Here is a 22,743-nt window from a genome sequence, read left to right as displayed (position 1 = left end):
CAGCACCTCTACGATATCGGGTTTGGCTACGTAAATCGAACGACCAAAATTCACTTTTGGAGCCGTCTTTGTAACGAAACGCATCAAAAAGGGGGTCAAAAGTGATTTTTGAAGCCATTTTTTGCATTTTTAGTTAGTTTTCATATCATTTTGCATTTTTAACCCCGGAAGGGGTGTGGTACCTGATTTTGAAAACCTTCTATATTAATAATGTTAACTAGGTTTACTAGAGGACACTCAGTAAAAGGCCGCATATTTGAATGGGGGCAATCCTAATTCAGATGCCCACCTGGGTTCCCTTTTTCAAAAAGGCATGGTTGGAGGCAGCAATCACATTCTTTTCAAGTATTTGAAGCGATAAGTCTAGTCATGGTGGGTACTGAGGCAAGTTTTAACCAATCGTTTGTGTAGTGGGGAAAAGATGGAGAATTTATCAAATGAAGGAGGCATAAGAAACCTGGTGTATTTTGTGGAAATGCGGGGTATTTCCTGGTGAATATTCTTGCGGTTCTCGACAATCTTCATTCTAGGTTTGCAGGGAGAATTGTTATACACCGGTACTTATAGCTGTTTTAACCAAACGTTTGATTAATATAGCTTATATGGAATTTTGTCGAATTTAACCTATCTGGAATGTAGAAGTAGGTCGAAAGTTGGGAATTAGTTGTTTCAAATAATAGTAGCTTGAATTATACTAATAATATAATTTACATAATTTAGTCGGTGTAACTATTACTTGCAACCGCTATGGAGGACAGATGATGAAAAGAAAGGGTTTTGGTTTATTTTTAGTAGTTTTTTATGTTTTATTTACTAGCTTAGGGGGGATTCATGCTGCTGCAGACACTACTGGTGGGATTAACTATATCAAGGTTGCAAAAGCGAATATCCTAAGTCCAAATCTCCAGACGGTTACTGTTAGTTTGGTAGATAACGCTCTGGTAAAAGATATACAAGTCAATTATCTTAGGCCGGATGGTTATCAATCACAGAAATCCCTGTATATGAATAATGAAGGCGTGTTTGAAGGATATGTAGAACCTTATGTTTCTACCGAAGGAAATTGGACAGCAACTTCATTATTGGTTAATTATCGGGACGGGTCATTTAAGGTGTTGGAAGATAATGATTTTGGCGGAAGCTATGAATTGAATGGAGGCAATTTCAAAGTATTTTTTTCTGATACAAAAAGTCCTGTTTTTAACAAAGTCATCATCGATAAGACCAAAATCGGAACAGGTGGAACGGTTACTGTGACTGTAGGTGCGGAAGATGATCTGAGTGGAATTAAGAATATTTCGCTTGAATATATGCTCCCTAATAATAGTTATATGAGTTTTACTGCCTATAGTATTGGACTCAACCAATACCAATATACTGTTCCTTCCTCCTTAACATCGGGAAGTTACGGGGTTGGGAAGTTTGAACTAGTGTCCCTCACCCTCCAAGATTATAAAAATAACTCCACATCAATCTATGATTACAGCTACAATCGAACGGGAGCATTAGATGGAGGGGATTTTACAACTAGTACGGATACAACTGGTCCAGTTTTGAATAATGTATCCGTGGATAAAACCAAGTTAGAACCGGGTGGAACGGTTACAGTTACGGTAAATGCGGAAGATGATCTGAACGATATTAAGAATATTTCGCTCGAATATCTCCTTCCCAATAATAATTACATAAGTTTTACGGCACAATTGACTGGCAAAAACAAATATCAATATACGGTTCCTTCCTCTTTCACATCGGGTAGTTATGGGGTCGGCAAGTTTGAACTAGCTTCGCTCACCCTCCAGGATACTAAAAATAATTCCACAACGATTTATGATTATAGCTACTATCGTACCGGAGATTTGGATGGAGGAGATTTTATCACCTATACCGATACAACTGGTCCAGTAATCAACAAGTTTTCAGTAAACCAAACAAGAATACTGTCAGGAGGAACGGTTACTGTTACGGTAGATGCAGTGGACGACTTAAGCGGAATTAATAGTGTTTCACTTGAATATTTACAGCCAAATAATAGTTATATTACTTTTACGGCTCAAAGTATCGGAAACAATCAATACCAATATACGATTCCTTCCTCTTTTACATCCGGAAGTAACGGGCTCGGCAAGTTTGAACTGGTATCCCTCAGCCTCGCTGATAATAAAAATAATTACACATCCATCTATGATTATAGCTGGTATCGTACCGGAGACTTAGGTGAAGGGGACTTTACTGTTATTCCAGAGGCAAATGCACCTGAAGTAAAATGGATTTCGGTTGATAAGAAAGAAATTACAAACGGAGACAGTTTACGAGTAGCTGCCGAAGTGGAGGATGCTTCAGGAGTAGCGGAGGTTAAGGTTACTTACTTGAAACCTGATGGAAATAGCTATACTGCGATTTTAAGTCATTCGCATGATAACTTATATGAAGCGGAAATTCCTGGATATGCAACGACTAACGCAATCGGGAATTGGAACACGCAGTTTGTCTGGGTAAATGATATTTATGGGAATTCAACTTATGTATGGAGTAACTTTGCCTATTCGTGGGGTGAAGATCTATCAGGTGCAAATTTCAATGTGAAAGAAAAGGATATTTATCCGCCGAATCCTCCAAGTGTAGATAGTGTTGATGAAAATTCGACGGTGGTCTCTGGTAGTGCCGAAGCAGGATCTACCGTTTCAGCTTCCGTAAATGGAGTGGTCATCGGTTCGGCATCTGCCGATTGGAATGGATATTATCAAATGAGTATTCCTAAACAAGCGGCTAAAACGGAAATTCTGGTTACAGCTACTGATTTAAATGGAAATACAAGTTCAGCTACGAGTGTCGTTGTTAGAGATGTGACACCTCCTACAAAGGCAGATATTTATGCTGTGTATGATTACGACTATTATGCTACGGGTTACGCAGAACCTAGATCAACGGTGTATGTCTATAAAAATGGATATTACGTAGGGGAAGCTACTACAAATGTTTATGGAGCCTTTAGTGTTCCTGTTTATTATCAATCTGCTGGCACTAAGTTGAGTATTTACGTTGCAGATGAGAGCGGAAATACATCTGAGCCAACAGTTGTAACCGTTCTGGATGGAACTGCCCCTGCGAAGCCTGAAGTTTCGACTGTAACAGATCAGTCGAATCGTGTGACTGGTAAGGCGGAGGCTGGATCAGTTGTAAAAGTGACCAAAAATGGAGAATCGATTGGTACTGGGACAACGAACCTAAATGGAGAATTTACCATTGTTATACCTGTTCAGCCAGTCGGGACTGAGCTATCGATTACTGCAACAGATAAAGCAGGCAATGTAAGTGAAGCAATTAATATTGTCGTTAAAGACGCAACCGCTCCGGCAAAACCTGAAGTAAATGCTGTAACGGATAAAGATCCTGCTGTTAGTGGAAAAGCAGAGGCTGGGTCAAAAGTGGAAGTGAAGGTAAATGATTCTGTAGTAGGAACAGGAACAGCGGGAGAAGATGGCAAGTTTACAGTGACCATTCCAACCCAGAAAGCTGGTACAGAATTAGTGATTATCTCAATCGATCAAGCTGGAAATGTAAGCGACACAGTTAAAGTAGTGGTTAAAGATACTACAGCACCGGCAAAACCTGTGGTAAATGTAGTAACGGATCAAGATACTTCAGTTACTGGATCTGCAGAGACTGGGTCAAAAGTAGATGTGAAGATAAATGAAGCTGTAAGTACAGGCGTAACGGGAGAAGATGGGAAATTTACAGTGACCATTCCTGTTCAGAAAGCAGGGACTGAATTAGTCATTATAGCCACAGATGAAGATGGAAATATAAGTGATGCAGCTAAGGTTGTAGTTATAGACGCAACAGCCCCGGCAAAACCTGTCGTCAATGAAGTAACCGATAAAAATACTTCGGTTACTGGAGAAGCAGAGCCAGAATCTAAAATTGAAGCCAAAATAAATGGTTCAGTAGTTGAGTCGGGAACAGTGGGAGAAGACGGCAAGTTTGCTTTGACCATCCCAGCCCAAAAAGCAGGGACAGAATTAGTTATTACCGCAACCGATCAAGCAGGAAATAAAAGTGAAGCAGCTAAAATAGTATTTCAAGACGCAACAGCCCCGGCAAAACCTGCGGTCAATGAAGTAACAGATAAAGATACTAAAGTTACAGGGGAAGCAGAACCAGGATCGAAAGTTGAATTGAGAGTAAAAGGTTCGGTAGTAGAGTCGGGAACAGTGGGAGAAGACGGCAGGTTTATTTTGACTGTTCCAGTTCAAGTAGCCGGAACAGAACTGATAATTATCGCTACAGATAATGCAGGAAACGTAAGTGAGTCAACCGCAGTCGTAGTAAAAGACGTAACTGTACCAGAAAAACCAGTAGTAAACGAGGTAACCGACAAAGAAACTACTGTAACAGGTAAAGCAGAAGCTGGTTCCAAAGTTGAAGTGAAAGTTAATGAATCTGTGATTGGTACTGGAACTGCTGGAGAAGATGGTCAATATAAAGTGAACATTCCCGTACAAAAGGCAGGCACAGAATTAGTCATTATTGCAACGGATAAGGCTGGCAATGTAAGTGAAACAACCACAGTAGTGGTAAGAGATGTAACCGCCCCGGAAAAGCCTGTAGTAAATGAAGTAACCGACAAAGATACTTCTGTTATTGGACAAGCGGAAGCTGGATCAAAAGTAGAAGTGAAGGTAAATGGTTCGGTGATTGGTACTGGAATTACCGGAGAAGATGGTCAATATAAAGTGACCATTTCCGCGCAAAAGGCAGGGACCGAATTAGTCATTATTGATACGGATAAGGTTGGGAATGTAAGTGAAACAACTACAATAGTAGTAAAAGACGTAACAGCCCCAGAAAAGCCTGTAGTAAATAAAGTAACTGATAAGGATACGACAGTTACAGGACAAGCAGAAGCTGGATCAAAAGTAGAAGTGAAAGTAAATGGCTCCGTGATTGGTACAGGAACTGCCGGAGAAGATGGTCAATATAAAGTGACCATTTCCGCGCAAAAGGCGGGAACCGTATTAATCATTGTTGCAACGGATAAAGCTGGCAATGTAAGTGAAACAACCACAGTAGTGGTAAGAGACGTAACAGCGCCAGAAAAGGCTGTAGTAAATGAAGTAACCGACAAAGATACTTCAGTCACCGGTAAAGCGGAGGCTGGATCAAAAGTAGAAGTGAAAGTAAATGAATCGGTGATTGGTACGGGTACAGCCGGAAAAGATGGTCAATATAAAGTGACCATTTCCGCGCAAAAAGCAGGGACTGAATTAGTCATTGTTGCTACGGATAAGGCTGGGAATGTAAGTGAGACAACCACAATAGTGGTAAGAGACGTAACATCCCCAGAAAAGCCTGAAGTTAATGAAGTAACCGACAAGGATGCTACAGTTACAGGCCAAGCGGAGGCTGGATCAAAAGTAGAAGTGAAAGTAAATGAATCGGTGATTGGTACGGGTACAGCCGGAGAAGATGGTCAATATAAAGTGACCATTTCCGCGCAAAAAGCAGGGACTGAATTAGTCATTGTTGCAACGGATAAAGCTGGCAATGTAGGTGAAACAACCACAGTAGTGGTAAGAGACGTAACAGCGCCAGAAAAGGCTGTAGTAAATGAAGTAACCGACAAAGATACTTCAGTCACCGGTCAAGCAGAGGCTGGATCAAAAGTAGAAGTGAAAGTAAATGATTCGGTGATTGGTACGGGTACAGCCGGAGAAGATGGTCAATATAAAGTGACCATATCCTCGCAAAAGGCAGGTACAGAATTAGTCATTGTTGCAACGGATAAGGCTGGGAATGTAAGTGAAACAACCACAATAGTGGTAAGAGACGTAACATCCCCAGAAAAGCCTGAAGTTAATGAAGTAACCGACAAGGATACTACAGTTACAGGACAAGCAGAAGTTGGATCAAAAGTAGAAGTGAAGGTAAATGGTTCGGTGATTGGTACGGGAACGGCCGGAGAAGATGGCCAATATAAAGTCACCATTCCCGTGCAAAAGGCAGTCACCAAATTAGTCATTGTTGCTACAGATAAAACTGGGAATGAAAGCGAAACAACCACAGTAGTGGTAAGAGACGTAACAGCCCCAGAAAAGCCTGCAGTAAATGAAGTAACCGACAAGGATACTACATTGACAGGACAAGCGGAAGCTGGATCAAAAGTCGAAGTGAAGGTAAATGGTTCAGTGATTGGGACAGGAACTGCCGGAGAAGATGCCCAATACAAAGTGACCATTTCCGCGCAAAAAGCAGGCACTGAATTAGTTATAATTGCAACGGATAAGGCTGGCAATGTAAGTGAAACAACCACAGTAGTGGTAAGAGACGTAACCGGGCCAGAAAAGCCTGCGGTAAATGAAGTAACCGACAAAGATACGTCTGTTACTGGCCAAGCAGAAGCTGGATCAAAAGTCGAAGTGAAAGTAAATGGTACAGTGATTGGTACTGAAACTGCGGGAGAAGATGGTCAATATAAAGTGACTATTCCAGCTCAAAATGCAGGCACAGAATTATTCATTGTTGCTACAGATAAAACTGGGAATGAAAGCGAAACAACCACAGTAGTGGTAAGAGACGTAACAGCCCCAGAAAAGCCTGCAGTAAATGAAGTGACCGACAAGGATACTACATTGACAGGACAAGCGGAAGCTGGATCAAAAGTCGAAGTGAAGGTAAATGGTTCAGTGATTGGGACAGGAACTGCCGGAGAAGATGCCCAATACAAAGTGACCATTTCCGCGCAAAAAGCAGGCACTGAATTAGTTATAATTGCAACGGATAAGGCTGGCAATGTAAGTGAAACAACCACAGTAGTGGTAAGAGACGTAACCGGGCCAGAAAAGCCTGCGGTAAATGAAGTAACCGACAAAGATACGTCTGTTACTGGCCAAGCAGAAGCTGGATCAAAAGTCGAAGTGAAAGTAAATGGTACAGTGATTGGTACTGAAACTGCGGGAGAAGATGGTCAATATAAAGTGACTATTCCAGCTCAAAATGCAGGCACAGAATTATTCATTGTTGCTACTGATAAAGCTGGTAATGTAAGTGAAACAACCACAGTAGTGGTAAGAGACATAACCGGGCCAGAAAAGCCTGCGGTAAATGAAGTAACCGACAAAGATACGTCTGTTACTGGCCAAGCAGAAGCTGGATCAAAAGTCGAAGTGAAAGTAAATGGTACAGTGATTGGTACTGAAACTGCCGGAGAAGATGGTAAATATAAAGTTACTATTCCAGCTCAAAATGCAGGCACAGAATTATTCATTGTTGCTACTGATAAAGCTGGTAATGTAAGTGAAACAACCACAGTAGTGGTAAGAGACATAACCGGGCCAGAAAAGCCTGCGATAAATGAAGTAACCGACAAAGATACGTCTGTTACTGGTCAAGCAGAAGCTGGATCAAAAGTCGAAGTGAAAGTAAATGGTACAGTAATCGGTACAGGGACAGCAGGACAAGATGGTAAATATAAAGTGGCCATTCCAGTTCAAAAGGCTGGAACAATATTAGTAATCATCGCAACAGATGCTACTAGAAATGAAAGTGAAGCAGCCACAATAAAGGTTATAGACAAAACAGCTCCATCAGTTTTAACAGTAAATACAGTTTCAGACAAGACAAAGGAAGTAACTGGTAAGACTGAAGCGGGAGCGACTGTTTCGATCTTAATCGGAACAAAGATTTATGCAGCTAAAGCTGACACAAATGGGAACTTCAAAGTGATCATTCCAGCTCAAAAAGCAGGCACAAAGTTAATTGTAACTGCCAAGGATGCAGCGGGTAATGTGAGTGTCGCAAAAAGTATCACAGTTCTTGATAAAACGGCACCGGTTACTCCGACCGTTTCCGCTGTCTCAGACCTAGCAAAAGTGGTAACTGGTAAAGCTGAAGCAGGAGCGATTGTTACGGTAACAATTGGAACGAAAAAGTACATCGCCAAAGCGGATGCTAAGGGTAACTATAAGGTAACGATTCCTGTTCAAAAAGCAGGTATAAAGGTAATTGTGACAGCGAAAGATGCAGCTGGAAATGTAAGTGTAGCTAAGAGTGTGATTGTCATTGACAAAACCGCCCCATTAGCACCGAAAATCAAAACTGCAGTGAAAAGCACAACAAAAGAAGTGACTGGAACTGCCGAAGCATACTCTACCATTACGATTAAAGTAGATAAAATAGTTATTGGTACAGCTAAAACAGATTCCAAAGGGAACTTCAAAGTGAAAATCAAAGCTCAAAAGAAAAACACGGTTTTAACCGTGACAGCAACTGATAAGGCAAAGAATGTTAGTAAGGAAGCGACAGTTAAAGTTAAATAATATTTTAAAAGGAAATCCTCTTCACTTTTTGTGAAGGGGATTTTTACATTGAAAGTTAAAACCCGGATACTTGAATGTTAATTTTGGCAAAAATCCTCGTTTAGTCGCTAACTTTGGTTCCTTTATAATTGAGTTATTTTTGAAGACATCCCTCGACGTTTTTTTCGGGCATTTGCAGAGAGAAAGTCAGGAATGGAGGGAGATGAGGCTGCTTTTAATCAAACGTTTGGGTAGTTTCGAAAAGGCAGAGTTTTAATAGAAATATGGAAGTTTAAGAGAAACACATCTTTTTTTGTAGAAAGGTGGGTTATTTCCTGCGAAATTTATATACGCGTATCGACAATTTTCTTGCCATGCATGCATGGGAAAAGCTTATAAATAAATAGCCGCGCATGTTTTAATCAATCGTTTGAATAGTATAGCCTAAATTGAAATTGGTCGAATTCACCTATCTATCATATAGAAATATGATGTGAATTAGCTGTTTCAGTTAGTATTAGCTTGTGATAAAGAGGAATTATTTTAATAATACAAAAGTATTTATAACTATTTTTATAAGGAGTATCGAATCATTCAAAAAAAAGCACCTTTGTAGAAAGGGCTTTTGGGTGGATTATTAATAAATTAACCTTTCACTCTGGTTCCTTTCTTCTTCTCATCTTTTCGCATGGTCTCAGAACCCTGGGAGCCTGTCAAGGAAAGCACTTGACAGCCCCCCAGAATTCTGAGAATTGGTCTGTAAGATGCGAAGGAGAAAGACTAGCCCTGTGGTCTGTCTCTTAACTGGCTGCTGCATATTGTTTAGGTGTTTTGTAATCTAAGACCCCTTGAATTCGGTGATGGTTATAATAGTTTATATACTCATGAATAATCTGTTTAGCTTCGTCTATAACCCTAACTGTTTTTAGTTCTTTGCGTTCTGCTTTTAGAAAGGAGAAAAAGCTTTCTATACATGCATTATCGAGGGCATTTGCTTTTCTAGACATACTTGGAGTGATTGTATTTTCCCCTTCCCCCATTAACTCTTTCCATCTATTTGACCGGTAGGGCATTCCTTGGTCAGAATGAATAATCATCCCCTTCTTTTTATTTCTATTTTCTAATGCAGAGACAAGCGTATCTTCTACTAGATTGACATCATGGGATCCAGATAATTGATATCCTAAAATATAATTATCATGTAAATCCATTAGGGCAGAGAGATAAAGTTTTGTATTTCCTATCGGAATTTCTGTTACGTCTGTAACCCATTTTTCACTAATTTCAGAAGTGGAGAAATCCCTTTTTTAATAGGTTTTCATAGATATGGCCAGCCGAAGATACTTTATGACTTTGTCCATTGATAGATTTTCTTTTATCTCTACGCGCTTGACTTTTTAACCCCAACTCACTCATTAATCTCCGCATTATTTTCTCACTAACCGGAAGGTTATACTTATCTCTTAATTCGGCATTTATTTTGCGATAACCATAGTTCTTGTGGTGTTGATGGTGAATTATCGTAATATATTCTTTTAACTCTTTATCTCTATTTGTTTCCTTTTTCTTTTTTCCTTTGTTTTTTATATATTTGTAATATCCAGCCCGGGAAACTACAAGTATTTTACAAATTTTTGAGATAGGATATTTTGATTTAAGCTCATCTATTACTTGGAACTTAGCTTTTTTCCCCCCCTTTTTAGAATTTGAAGGTACTTTTTTAATATTTCATTTTCCATTTCTAACTCTTTGATTTTCTCTTTATCATCAATTAAACTGTTTCTCTTTTTACGTTTTAATCCAACTTCACCATAAGTTTCATACTTCTTAATCCATACATAAATATAGTCTGGATCAACAATCTCAAGCAGCTTCGCCACAATTTTCACACTTTCACCAGCTTGAACTCTATTAACAGCATTTAGTTTAAGTTCAAATGAATAAGATTTACTTTTTCTAATAGTAGACAACGAAATCACTCCTTATTTATGACCATTATGGTCATAGATTCCCCGAATTATTCGTGTCTACTCTAATGGGCGCAATCCACTATCACGCACCGAAAGTGGCTGAATAAAATCGTAGCTGAATATTTTAGGGTTGGTTGTGGATTTAAAAAGATAAGATATTGTTATCTCAGAAAAAGTTTCTGTTGTATATGTAGACCGAAGGTGTTATTATGAGGAAGTTGCTTTTAACGGCTGTTTTATTAGTTAAAGGTGATAACAAAAAAGTTAAATTATTATATTGACATAGTAATGGAGATTCGATATAATAATCATTGTCGCTTCTGACATGATAGATTGTTCTTTGAAAACTAAACAAACAAAAACGTCAACAAACAATAATTTAATCGTGTTTCTTCTATTAATATAGAGAACATGAGCCAACGTAACAAAATGAGCTAATCAACTTTCTTGGAGAGTTTGATCCTGGCTCAGGACGAACGCTGGCGGCGTGCCTAATACATGCAAGTCGAGCGGATCAATAGGAGCTTGCTCCTGTTGATTAGCGGCGGACGGGTGAGTAACACGTGGGCAACCTGCCTGTAAGACTGGGATAACACCGGGAAACCGGTGCTAATACCGGATAATCCTTTTCCTCTCATGAGGAAAAGCTGAAAGTCGGTTTCGGCTGACACTTACGGATGGGCCCGCGGCGCATTAGCTAGTTGGTGAGGTAACGGCTCACCAAGGCGACGATGCGTAGCCGACCTGAGAGGGTGATCGGCCACACTGGGACTGAGACACGGCCCAGACTCCTACGGGAGGCAGCAGTAGGGAATCTTCCACAATGGACGAAAGTCTGATGGAGCAACGCCGCGTGAGCGATGAAGGCCTTCGGGTCGTAAAGCTCTGTTGTTAGGGAAGAACAAGTATCGGAGTAACTGCCGGTACCTTGACGGTACCTAACCAGAAAGCCACGGCTAACTACGTGCCAGCAGCCGCGGTAATACGTAGGTGGCAAGCGTTGTCCGGAATTATTGGGCGTAAAGCGCGCGCAGGCGGTCCTTTAAGTCTGATGTGAAAGCCCACGGCTCAACCGTGGAGGGTCATTGGAAACTGGGGGACTTGAGTGCAGAAGAGGAAAGCGGAATTCCACGTGTAGCGGTGAAATGCGTAGAGATGTGGAGGAACACCAGTGGCGAAGGCGGCTTTCTGGTCTGTAACTGACGCTGAGGCGCGAAAGCGTGGGGAGCAAACAGGATTAGATACCCTGGTAGTCCACGCCGTAAACGATGAGTGCTAAGTGTTAGGGGGTTTCCGCCCCTTAGTGCTGCAGCTAACGCATTAAGCACTCCGCCTGGGGAGTACGGCCGCAAGGCTGAAACTCAAAGGAATTGACGGGGGCCCGCACAAGCGGTGGAGCATGTGGTTTAATTCGAAGCAACGCGAAGAACCTTACCAGGTCTTGACATCCTCTGACACTCCTAGAGATAGGATTTTCCCCTTCGGGGGACAGAGTGACAGGTGGTGCATGGTTGTCGTCAGCTCGTGTCGTGAGATGTTGGGTTAAGTCCCGCAACGAGCGCAACCCTTGATCTTAGTTGCCAGCATTTAGTTGGGCACTCTAAGGTGACTGCCGGTGACAAACCGGAGGAAGGTGGGGATGACGTCAAATCATCATGCCCCTTATGACCTGGGCTACACACGTGCTACAATGGATGGTACAAAGGGCTGCAAGACCGCGAGGTTTAGCCAATCCCATAAAACCATTCTCAGTTCGGATTGCAGGCTGCAACTCGCCTGCATGAAGCCGGAATCGCTAGTAATCGCGGATCAGCATGCCGCGGTGAATACGTTCCCGGGCCTTGTACACACCGCCCGTCACACCACGAGAGTTTGTAACACCCGAAGTCGGTGGGGTAACCGCAAGGAGCCAGCCGCCTAAGGTGGGACAGATGATTGGGGTGAAGTCGTAACAAGGTAGCCGTATCGGAAGGTGCGGCTGGATCACCTCCTTTCTAAGGATAAAGCTGGACATATGAGCCAGACAAAACAGTTTGTTTGATTGACGTTTCTTGTTTGTTTAGTTTTGAGAGTGCAATTCTCTCAAGACACGTTCGTTCTTTGAAAACTAGATAATCGTAATGAAGAAGTCAATGTAAGAACCGAGTCAATGGGAAAAATGAAGTTCAATTTTTCCTTGCCATTTTAGTTTTCTCTCTTATGTAAGTAAGAGAATAACCTTTTAGGTTAAGTTAGAAAGGGCGCACGGTGAATGCCTTGGCACTAGGAGCCGATGAAGGACGGGACTAACACCGATATGCTTCGGGGAGCTGTAAGTAAGCTTTGATCCGGAGATTTCCAAATGGGGGAACCCACTGTTCGTAATGGAACAGTATCTTTACCTGAATACATAGGGTATGGAAGGCATACCCGGGGAACTGAAACATCTAAGTACCCGGAGGAAGAGAAAGCAAACGCGATTCCCTGAGTAGCGGCGAGCGAAACGGGACATAGCCCAAACCAAGAGGCTTGCCTCTTGGGGTTGTAGGACACTCAACATGGAGTTACAAAGGAACGGGGTAGATGAAGCGACCTGGAAAGGTCCGTCATAGAAGGTAAAAACCCTGTAGTCGAAACTTCGTTCCCTCCTGAGTGGATCCTGAGTACGGCCGGACACGAGAAATCCGGTCGGAAGCAGGGAGGACCATCTCCCAAGGCTAAATACTCCCTAGTGACCGATAGTGAACCAGTACCGTGAGGGAAAGGTGAAAAGCACCCCGGAAGGGGAGTGAAATAGTTCCTGAAACCGTGTGCCTACAAGTAGTTAGAGCCCGTTAATGGGTGATAGCGTGCCTTTTGTAGAATGAACCGGCGAGTTACGATCCCATGCAAGGTTAAGTTGAAAAGACGGAGCCGCAGCGAAAGCGAGTCTGAATAGGGCGTATGAGTATGTGGTCGTAGACCCGAAACCAGGTGATCTACCCATGTCCAGGGTGAAGTCCAGGTAACACTGGATGGAGGCCCGAACCCACGCACGTTGAAAAGTGCGGGGATGAGGTGTGGGTAGCGGAGAAATTCCAATCGAACTTGGAGATAGCTGGTTCTCTCCGAAATAGCTTTAGGGCTAGCCTCACGTAGTAAGAGTCTTGGAGGTAGAGCACTGTTTGGACTAGGGGCCCTCATCGGGTTACCGAATTCAGACAAACTCCGAATGCCAAAGACTTATCCGTGGGAGTCAGACTGCGAGTGATAAGATCCGTAGTCAAAAGGGAAACAGCCCAGACCACCAGCTAAGGTCCCAAAGTATACGTTAAGTGGAAAAGGATGTGGAGTTGTTTAGACAACCAGGATGTTGGCTTAGAAGCAGCCATCATTTAAAGAGTGCGTAATAGCTCACTGGTCGAATGACTCTGCGCCGAAAATGTACCGGGGCTAAACGTATCACCGAAGCTGTGGATTGACATCTTAGATGTCAGTGGTAGGAGAGCGTTCTAAGGGCGTTGAAGCTAGACCGTAAGGACTGGTGGAGCGCTTAGAAGTGAGAATGCCGGTATGAGTAGCGAAAGATGAGTGAGAATCTCATCCACCGATTGCCTAAGGTTTCCTGAGGAAGGCTCGTCCGCTCAGGGTTAGTCGGGACCTAAGCCGAGGCCGAAAGGCGTAGGCGATGGACAACAGGTTGATATTCCTGTACCACCTCTTTATCGTTTGAGCAATGGGGGGACGCAGGAGGATAGGGTAAGCGCGCTGTTGGATATGCGCGTCTAAGCAGTTAGGTTGAGAAGTAGGCAAATCCGCTTCTCGCGAAGGCTGAGCTGTGATAGCGAAGGAAATTTAGTACCGAAGTTCCTGATTCCACACTGCCAAGAAAAGCCTCTAGCGAGATAAAAGGTGCCCGTACCGCAAACCGACACAGGTAGGCGAGGAGAGAATCCTAAGGTGAGCGAGAGAACTCTCGTTAAGGAACTCGGCAAAATGACCCCGTAACTTCGGGAGAAGGGGTGCTTTTTGAGGTGAATAGCCTCGAAGAGCCGCAGTGAATAGGCCCAGGCGACTGTTTAGCAAAAACACAGGTCTCTGCGAAGCCGCAAGGCGAAGTATAGGGGCTGACGCCTGCCCGGTGCTGGAAGGTTAAGAGGAGGGGTTAGCTCACGCGAAGCTCTGAATCGAAGCCCCAGTAAACGGCGGCCGTAACTATAACGGTCCTAAGGTAGCGAAATTCCTTGTCGGGTAAGTTCCGACCCGCACGAAAGGCGTAACGATCTGGGCACTGTCTCAACGAGAGACTCGGTGAAATTATAGTACCTGTGAAGATGCAGGTTACCCGCGACAGGACGGAAAGACCCCGTGGAGCTTTACTGTAGCCTGATATTGAATTTTGGTACAGCTTGTACAGGATAGGTAGGAGCCTGAGAAGCCGGAGCGCTAGCTTCGGTGGAGGCGTCGGTGGGATACTACCCTGGCTGTATTGAAATTCTAACCCGCACCCCTGATCGGGGTGGGAGACAGTGTCAGGTGGGCAGTTTGACTGGGGCGGTCGCCTCCTAAAGAGTAACGGAGGCGCCCAAAGGTTCCCTCAGAATGGTTGGAAATCATTCGCAGAGTGTAAAGGCACAAGGGAGCTTGACTGCGAGACCTACAAGTCGAGCAGGGACGAAAGTCGGGCTTAGTGATCCGGTGGTTCCGCATGGAAGGGCCATCGCTCAACGGATAAAAGCTACCCCGGGGATAACAGGCTTATCTCCCCCAAGAGTCCACATCGACGGGGAGGTTTGGCACCTCGATGTCGGCTCATCGCATCCTGGGGCTGTAGTCGGTCCCAAGGGTTGGGCTGTTCGCCCATTAAAGCGGTACGCGAGCTGGGTTCAGAACGTCGTGAGACAGTTCGGTCCCTATCCGTCGTGGGCGCAGGAAATTTGAGAGGAGCTGTCCTTAGTACGAGAGGACCGGGATGGACGCACCGCTGGTGTACCAGTTGTTCTGCCAAGGGCATCGCTGGGTAGCTATGTGCGGACGGGATAAGTGCTGAAAGCATCTAAGCATGAAGCCCCCCTCAAGATGAGATTTCCCATAGCGCAAGCTAGTAAGAACCCTGAAAGATGATCAGGTTGATAGGTCAGAGGTGGAAGCGTGGTAACATGTGGAGCTGACTGATACTAATCGTTCGAGGACTTAACCAATTTTTAAGGCACACTCAGTTTTACAAACTTCTTCTGCATTATCTAGTTTTGAGGGAATGATTGATTCCTCTAAAAAAATAGTCTGGCAGCAATGGCGAGAAGGTCACACCCGTTCCCATACCGAACACGGAAGTTAAGCTTCTCAGCGCCGATGGTAGTTGGGACACGCGTCCCTGTGAGAGTAGGACGTTGCCAGGCATATTAAGGACAACCTGAAAAGGTTGTCTTTTTGTTATGCGTTGGAAATTATATTGTGTTCGAGGATTAGCAATTTATGAGAATGTAAGTGATAGGTGGTCGCTCTGGAAGGTTCACAGTGCCCGTGAAGGGGGGAAAATCCATTCAAGTGCAATTTGTTGAGGACAGCTGCTGATGAGAGAATGTAAGACATGGATACTATTTCTAGTAGCAGTCCCCGAAACTTACTATAGGTACCATACCCATGTCTCACAAATACATTCATGATCTTTTCATTTTATTCCTCTTGTATACTTAATGAATACGCTTTATTAAAGGTTTACAACATTTTGGTTTACCAATGCACGTCGCCGTTCGAGTTCTACATCCATCACCGCTCGTTTATCATCAAGTTTATAGAAAAACATCGTAATTCCAATCAGTACACAAATGGCCATTGGGACCCAGATAAAGCTGATTTCAATATAGTTTAAAGCGGTTGCAGTTTGTTTTGCATTTGGAACATAACCGCCCAATTTCAGGATAACTCCTACAAGTGCACTTCCAAGGCCCAAGCTTACTTTTACAAAAAATCCTTGGAAAGCGGCAATCATCCCAGCAATGCTTCGATTGTTTTTGTACTCTGAATAATCAATAACATCTGGCTGAATCGCAAAGGTGGTGCCGAAGATGCCATAAATCCCAAGCCCAGTAATCGCCAAACCGGCAATCAGTAAGACAGGTGAGGTCTTTCCGAAATAAATCACAAAATCTCCAACCATATAAATGACTGTACTTATAAGCAATACATTTTTCTTGGGCATCTTCTTTTGAAGCCAAGGTAAAAGCAGCAGCATTGGCAGACCAGAGAGAATACCGAATAGTCCTACAAACGTCAGCCAATCCGTACGGCCCAAATTATACGTGAAATAGTAGATCACGGTTGTATTTCTAATGACAAAAAGACCAAAATAGAGAAAGTTCAAGATAAAGAAAATAACGGCAGGGCCAGTCAATCCTTTAAAATCCTGTTTAAAAGAAGATTTTCCAGGTTGGACGGTTGGCGGAACCACCTCTTTTGTATTCATAAAGGTAAACACAAATACGATCACCGCCGCGATGCCATAAACGGTCATCGTAATGAAATAACCTTTTTGGTTATCTCCTTGACCGAAGAAATTGACCATCGGCGTCGTAATCGACATAACTAAAGCGGTTCCAATTAACGCACAAATCATTCTAGTCGATACTAACCAGTTTCGCTCATGGTTATCTGAGGTTAACCTTGGTACAATCGTATTTAAAGGGATATTGACCACCGTATAAGCAATATTCAACAAACAATAAGTGATATAAGCCCATAAAATTGTTCCTGACATACTGAAATCAGGAACAATAAAGGTCATGACCGTAAAGACAGCAAACGGAATCGCTCCGATCAGGAAGTAGGGTCTTCCTTGCCCCCACCTAGTACGAGTCCGATCCACCAATAATCCCATACCCGTATCGGCAAAAGCATCAATGACTTTGGTTACTAACATTAAAGTACCAGCTACGGTTGCGGTTATTCCAAAGACATCCGTATAAAAAAACAGCAGGTAAGACGCCATTGTACTAAATACGAGGTTGCAGGCGAAGTCGCCCGCCCCATATCCAATTCTTTTTTTCCATATATTCATTTCTATCACATATCCCTTTTTTAAATTGGTAAAGCATATGCTCAAATCATGTTGTAGACAGTCTTGTCAACGTTTTCATATCAGACTTTAAATTTTGATAGATAGATTTATAAACATGGTAATAGTCATTATATTTCCTATGATTCTCTTTATTTGGCATAATCTTCTCATCGAGAACCTGCCATTTCTTCACATCTTCATAAGAGAGGAGACCCGTACCAATTCCAGCCAGCATGACATCTCCCATATTTGCTTCTACATCATGAATCGGGCAGACAACTGGATAGCCTGTGACATCGGCAAAGATTTGTCTCCACAATTTTGACTTTGTGACACCACCGGCAAGCAAGATATATTCTCCAAGATCTTCTCCGGTCGCTTCGATTGCATCTCGTAAAGAGAACGCAACCGCTTCCAGAAATGCGCGATAAATATGAGCTTTTGTATGTGCCAATGAAAGTCCCACGATGGTACCTTTTGCATCGGAATCCCAAATTGGACTTCTCTCTCCCATAAAGTAAGGAAGGACAATCAAACCTTCGCTTCCAACCGGAATGTTAGCTGCCTGTCCATTTAACACATCATAGGCATTTTTCCCGCCAGCTTTTTCTACTTTCAATTCATATTGACACATCGTTTGACGGAACCATTTCACTATGGCTCCAGCTGTAGCTCCACCTGCAAAATAATAAGAAAGTCTTTTGGCATCATATAAATAGGGCCAAACAATCAAATCTTTTCCTTTCACTGGTTTATCGGAAATGAAGGCTGCACACATCGAAGTTCCAATTGCGGCTGCATAAATACCAGATTCAAATACACCGAGGCCGATATTGGCAGCACCGCAGTCAATACCACTGGCGATCACTGGCATTCCTTCAGAAAGTCCCAACTCAACTGCGGCTTCTTTTGTCAATCCACCCACAATATCGGTTGATTCCACGATTTTTTCTGGCATCATCGAAAGAGGAATTCCCATCGCATCCATCATGCCATTTGACCAGGTTCTGTTATTCATATCAAAAATTCCGCCGATATTTCCAGCAGAAGAATAATCAATGGCAATTTCTCCGGTCAGTTTATAAATGACATAATCATTTGGTGGGAGAAAGAGCTTGGTTTTCTTCCAGTTTTCCGGTTCATGATTTTTCATCCATAACATTTTGGTATAGCCATAATAAGGGTCGGCTCCATTATGGGTAATTTCGAGAAGTTTTTCTTCCCCGATATGATCTATTATCCACTTTGTTTCCGCTTCTGCTCTTCGATCCATCCATATCATGCACGGCCTAACAGGCTCCATTTTTTCGTCCAATGGAATTCCTGAACCTCCATATAGACCGCTAATGGCGATACCACGTATTTTCTCCGCTGGAATTCCAGCCTTTTGTACCGTGTTTTTAATCGAGGTTTTCGCTGCATCAAGCCAAACCTCTGGCCATTGCTCTGCCCATAAAGGCTTTGGGGTCAATACATCGTATTCCTGTAAATCTTGAGCAATCAGATTGCCTTCTGTGTCCATTAGGATGGTTTTGGTACCGGATGTTCCGATATCTGTACCGAGTAGATAGTTCATAGATAGTCCTCCTAAAGAATCTATTAGTCTATTAAATGCAAGTGAAAGCTCCATCGATGACAAAGTCAGATCCCGTCGTAAAGCTGCTAGTGTCTCCTGCTAGATAAACACAGATGGACTGAAGTTCTTCTGGTCGACCCATTCGGTGAAGCGGTGCCATTTCATTCCACTGTTCGATCAACGGCTGTAAGCTTGGAGAATTTAATGTAAGTTCTGTTCCAATATATCCAGGACTGATACAATTTACGCGCACATTTCTTGTTGCCCATTCCACTGCCAGAGATTTTGTCAACTGGATCACTCCTGCTTTAGAAGCATTGTAGGAGCACTGTGGTTGTGGCACATTCACAATATGTCCAGACATAGAAGCAGTATTAATAATAGAACCGCCACCTTGTTTTAACATGACTTTTCCAGCTGCTTGGGCCGTTAGAAATACACCGGTAAGATTAATATCGATGACTTTTTTCCACTGTTTAAAGGTCATTTCCTCTGCTGGTACGTTCATGCAGATTCCTGCATTACAGAAGGCAACATCTAAACGTCCAAATACTTCTAGTATGGTTTCAATCATAGCATCAACATCTGCTGGGTTAGTGACATCTGCCTTGATGGCAATCGACTTGATTCCATTATTTTCTTCAAGTTCCTTCGCTGTCTTTGTGGCTTCCTCGATATCCAAGTCCACAATTGCTACATCTGCTCCTGCTTCAGCGAAAGCAGTTGCAACGCTTTTACCAATACCCCTTGCACCACCTGTTACAAAAATTTTCTTTCCGTCCAGTCTCATTTTTTCAATAATCCCCATTTTTCCCATTCCCTTTTAGTTAATTTATTTTGTAAAATGATTTTATAAAATACATTTACATAATAAAACTATTTTCCCCGATAGTCAATAATTATAAAATTTAAAATTAGCAGACACCTTTGACAAAGCTGTGAATGTATCCGCTCTTATGATATATTTATAAGAGTTAAAGTAAATGTTTTTATAAAATTAGTTTATAAAATGGGGTATTTTCCATGGACAATAGCATCACGTTTAAAGATATAAAAAAAGGCAATTACTCATCGATCTACCATCTCATTTATCAATATGAGAAGCTTTCAAAACAAGAAGTTGCCAATCAGCTTCATTTGAGTTTACCGACGGTCACCCAGAACCTCGTTCGCTTGGAAAAAGAAAAATTGATTGAGAAGAGCGGGCAGTTTGAATCTTCGGTGGGAAGGCGTGCAGCTGCTTATGCCATTTGCCCTCAGGCTAGGATCAGCATTGGGGTAGAGATTCAGAAGGGGACTGTACAGATTCTGGCCATTGATTTGCGTGGGCATGCCTTTCAGCAAGAGAGACTGGCGATGGAGTATTCTAATGAAGATGGTTATTACAAAGAGGTAAGCCAAGCTGTACAGTCATTCATCTCGTCTCTCGATGTGAAAGAAGAGCAGGTTCTTGGGATTGGTTTTGCTGTCCAAGGATTAACGTCGAATGACGGAAAGAAAATCACTTATGGAAAAATATTGATCTCTACAGGATTAGATATTGAGGTTTTTGCACAGTATCTCCCTTATCCCTGTATGTTTTTACATGATGCCAAGTGTGCCGCAACAACAGAGCTGTGGGTAAGAAATGATATTGGAGATGCTGTCTATCTCTCGATTGGGCCGCACCTTGGGGGTGCTATTATCATAGATGGTCAAATTTATATGGGAAAAGAAGGACATAGTGGAACGATAGAACATATGACAATTAATCCTGATGGTCCTTCTTGTTACTGCGGAAACAAAGGATGCATGGAAACGTATAGCTCTGTTAATGCGCTTCTAGAAGAAGATGAATCATTAGATTTTTTCTTCCAACAGGTACGTTCTAGAATCCCTTCTTATGTTGAGAGGTGGAATTACTTTTTAGATAATTTAGCATTTTCAATCAACAATATACATCTTGTCCTTAACAGAGAATTTATTATCGGTGGACATATATCTCCATACTTAAAGGAAGAAGATATTGAAATTCTTCATGAAAAAGTTAATAAAAAAACAGCATTTCCAAGTAATGAACCATTTATTCATATTAGCCGTTCACCTGCTAATGGCGTACCTATAGGTGCTGCCATACCGTTTATTCAATCATTTTTGAATGAGATTTAATAATGTAAATTTTTCATAAACTTGGTGTCCAAAGCTAATTTTGTTTACAGCCTGAATTTTGTCGACAAACAGTTCTATATATACGATGAGAATAATCACGTCTTTGCTGAAACACAGGATTTTGATAACCTTCTATATTTATTCTGTTAACTAGTTTTACTAGAGGACACTCAGTAAAAGGCCACATAATTGAATAGGGAGAAATCCTAATTCAGCTGCCCACTTGGGTTCCCTTTTTTAAAAAGGCATGGTTGGAGACAGCGATCGACAGTCTTTTCAGGTATTTTAAGTGATAAATCCAGTCATGGTGGGTACTGAGGCAAGTTTTAACCAATCGTTTGTGTAGTAGGGAAAAGACGGGCAATTAATAGAATTATGTAAGTTTATTTGAAACCTATCTGATTTTGTGGAAAGTTGAGATATTTCCTGCGGAATTTACTTCCGGTTCTCGACAATTTTCATTCTTGCCTAGCAGGAGAGGCTCTTATAAATCAGTACTTGTAGATTTTTTAACTAAAGGTTTGAGTAGTATAGTTTAAATAGAATTTAATCGAACGGCTGTCGATTAGTGACAAAAGTGGTTTGGACCGTTTCTTTCCCCAATTTCAAGACCATTTTTCAACAATTTATTTATGCCTTGGGGAAGGCTGATTCATATTTATCAAGGAGTGCAGCCATTCTAATCAAACGATTGATTAAAAGGGAAACTTGAGGGAAATGGGCGAAGTTTGTTTCATTTGTATCTATCAGGTGGTATGGTTAAATTAAAATATGTGAACAAAAGGAGGGCCATTGGCCCTCCTTTGTCTATTGCCTAATTTGAATTGTCCCCCCGTCCCTAAATTTGAACTGGAACTTGAATTTCGAATGTAATCTCATTTGGTTTATCTGTGATTGTAATATCGACGTGCATAATTTGCAGCGCATCGCCGGTTATTTGATATCCGGTTTCATCAAGATATTCCAATATCTTACTCAAACTTTCGCTTCGATTCCATAATAATTCCCCGTTATAACGAATACACGCAAATAACCCAGCAGGAACCGTCATTTGACACTGTTTTGGTATTTTTTCTTTATTTTTTGCCACTACAAAAATGATGGATGGTTCTTCAAATCGTTTCGCTCTAAGATCCGCTTCTTGGATGATAATGCCTAGTCTATTACTAGCCAGAATTGGTGTCTTCTCGGTGAGCATATTCTCTAACCTTATAACACCATAACTGAGTTCTAAATTATTATTTATTTTTTCATTTAAGGTAATTAACTTCCTTCTTCCTATTTCGCGGAAAAACACCGATTGAAGTTCTTTTTCTTTCGCTACATGCTCCAAGTATCCAATTTTCCCCCGAATATTTTCCTCCAAGTCATGTAACTCGTTCAGTTTTGACACAAGTTCCGTATGCTTGGTTTTCAGAATATCCAAGGACTTATTAAAATTACGTTCATTAAAATAATCCTTTATTTCATCCGTACTCATCCCAAGTTGCCGCAACTCTTTAATGGTCCCTAAAACTTCATATTGAAAAATAGAATAGTAGCGATACCCCGAATCGGGATCGACATATTGAGGTTTGAATAGGTCAATCCGATCATAGTGGCGTAAAGTCTCCGTTGTTACCCCTCTTAACCTCGCCATTTCACCAATGGCTAATTTTTCCTTTATTTTCAGTGAAATCACCCCCCTAAAAAATATAATACACCTATTGACCTTTGTGTAACAATAAGGTTTACAAT

8 protein-coding genes, 3 rRNA genes and 1 pseudogene are annotated in these 22,743 nt (G+C 42.0%); 5 read left to right on the top strand and 7 right to left on the bottom strand.

Annotated features, from left to right (window positions below; all coding sequences use genetic code 11):
• The first annotated feature begins 758 nt into the window (after positions 1–758).
• The gene (locus CCK98_RS30735; RefSeq protein ID WP_142292213.1) at positions 759–8,318 is read left to right on the top strand and encodes an Ig-like domain-containing protein; all 7,560 of its coding nucleotides are present in this window, start codon (positions 759–761) and stop codon (positions 8,316–8,318) included.
• Positions 8,319–9,097: 779 nt separating this feature from the next.
• Here CCK98_RS30735 and CCK98_RS35015 read toward each other — a convergent pair.
• The 3 genes and pseudogenes from CCK98_RS35015 to CCK98_RS30720 all read right to left on the bottom strand — a co-directional run.
• Positions 9,098–9,592: pseudogene (locus CCK98_RS35015) on the bottom strand (IS3 family transposase); the annotation flags it as partial.
• Entirely contained in the window at positions 9,582–9,884 is a 303-nt protein-coding gene (locus CCK98_RS37145; RefSeq protein ID WP_373408551.1) for an IS3 family transposase, read from the bottom strand. The pseudogene CCK98_RS35015 and the gene CCK98_RS37145, both read right to left, overlap by 11 nt.
• An 80-nt stretch (positions 9,885–9,964) precedes the next feature.
• Positions 9,965–10,267 (bottom strand): helix-turn-helix domain-containing protein, encoded by a 303-nt coding sequence (locus CCK98_RS30720; protein ID WP_373408514.1) that lies wholly within the window; start codon positions 10,265–10,267, stop codon positions 9,965–9,967.
• Between the two features lie 444 nt (positions 10,268–10,711).
• Here CCK98_RS30720 and CCK98_RS30715 point away from each other — a divergent pair.
• The 3 genes from CCK98_RS30715 (at position 10,712) to rrf (ending at position 15,624) form a co-directional block, all read left to right on the top strand.
• Positions 10,712–12,261, top strand: a 16S ribosomal RNA gene (locus tag CCK98_RS30715).
• 230 nt (positions 12,262–12,491) lie between these two features.
• Positions 12,492–15,426, top strand: a 23S ribosomal RNA gene (locus CCK98_RS30710).
• A gap of 81 nt (positions 15,427–15,507) precedes the next feature.
• A 5S ribosomal RNA gene (gene rrf, locus CCK98_RS30705) occupies positions 15,508–15,624 on the top strand.
• The 16S, 23S and 5S rRNA genes sit together here, the layout of an rRNA operon.
• A gap of 311 nt (positions 15,625–15,935) precedes the next feature.
• Here the strand turns inward: rrf and CCK98_RS30700 are convergent.
• From CCK98_RS30700 to CCK98_RS30690, 3 genes are read right to left on the bottom strand one after another with little or no spacing between them, the layout of a single operon-like run.
• Positions 15,936–17,282, bottom strand: a complete 1,347-nt coding sequence (locus tag CCK98_RS30700; RefSeq protein ID WP_088090040.1) for an MFS transporter — start codon at positions 17,280–17,282, stop codon at positions 15,936–15,938.
• Positions 17,283–17,328: 46 nt separating this feature from the next.
• Positions 17,329–18,858, bottom strand: coding sequence for an FGGY-family carbohydrate kinase (locus CCK98_RS30695; RefSeq protein WP_088090039.1), 1,530 nt, complete (start codon positions 18,856–18,858; stop codon positions 17,329–17,331).
• 31 nt (positions 18,859–18,889) lie between these two features.
• Positions 18,890–19,666, bottom strand: coding sequence for an SDR family oxidoreductase (locus tag CCK98_RS30690; RefSeq protein ID WP_088090038.1), 777 nt, complete (start codon positions 19,664–19,666; stop codon positions 18,890–18,892).
• Between the two features lie 215 nt (positions 19,667–19,881).
• Here CCK98_RS30690 and CCK98_RS30685 point away from each other — a divergent pair, with 215 nt between their 5' ends.
• A complete protein-coding gene (locus CCK98_RS30685; protein ID WP_088090037.1) occupies positions 19,882–21,006 on the top strand; it encodes an ROK family transcriptional regulator in 1,125 nt (374 codons plus the stop codon).
• A gap of 838 nt (positions 21,007–21,844) precedes the next feature.
• On the opposite strand, the gene CCK98_RS30680 is transcribed toward CCK98_RS30685, so the two are convergent.
• Complete coding sequence (locus CCK98_RS30680) at positions 21,845–22,687, bottom strand: MerR family transcriptional regulator (RefSeq protein ID WP_218780172.1); 843 nt, start codon at positions 22,685–22,687, stop codon at positions 21,845–21,847.
• Between the last annotated feature and the right edge of the window lie 56 nt (positions 22,688–22,743).

The organism is Bacillus sp. OV166, from assembly GCF_900177675.1.
Lineage (GTDB): Bacteria > Bacillota > Bacilli > Bacillales > Cytobacillaceae > Neobacillus.
The sequence above is the reverse complement of the archived record's forward strand: the minus strand, read 5'-3'. Positions and strand labels throughout refer to the sequence as shown.

Bases quoted from the DNA above. Each gene is read 5' to 3' on its own strand.
- CCK98_RS30695 (WP_088090039.1), bottom strand. From the start codon at position 18,858: ATGAACTATCTACTCGGTACAGATATCGGAACATCCGGTACCAAAACC.
- CCK98_RS30700 (WP_088090040.1), bottom strand. From the start codon at position 17,282: ATGAATATATGGAAAAAAAGAATTGGATATGGGGCGGGCGACTTCGCC.
- CCK98_RS30690 (WP_088090038.1), bottom strand. From the start codon at position 19,666: ATGGGGATTATTGAAAAAATGAGACTGGACGGAAAGAAAATTTTTGTA.
- CCK98_RS30735 (WP_142292213.1), top strand. From the start codon at position 759: ATGATGAAAAGAAAGGGTTTTGGTTTATTTTTAGTAGTTTTTTATGTT.
- CCK98_RS30685 (WP_088090037.1), top strand. From the start codon at position 19,882: ATGGACAATAGCATCACGTTTAAAGATATAAAAAAAGGCAATTACTCA.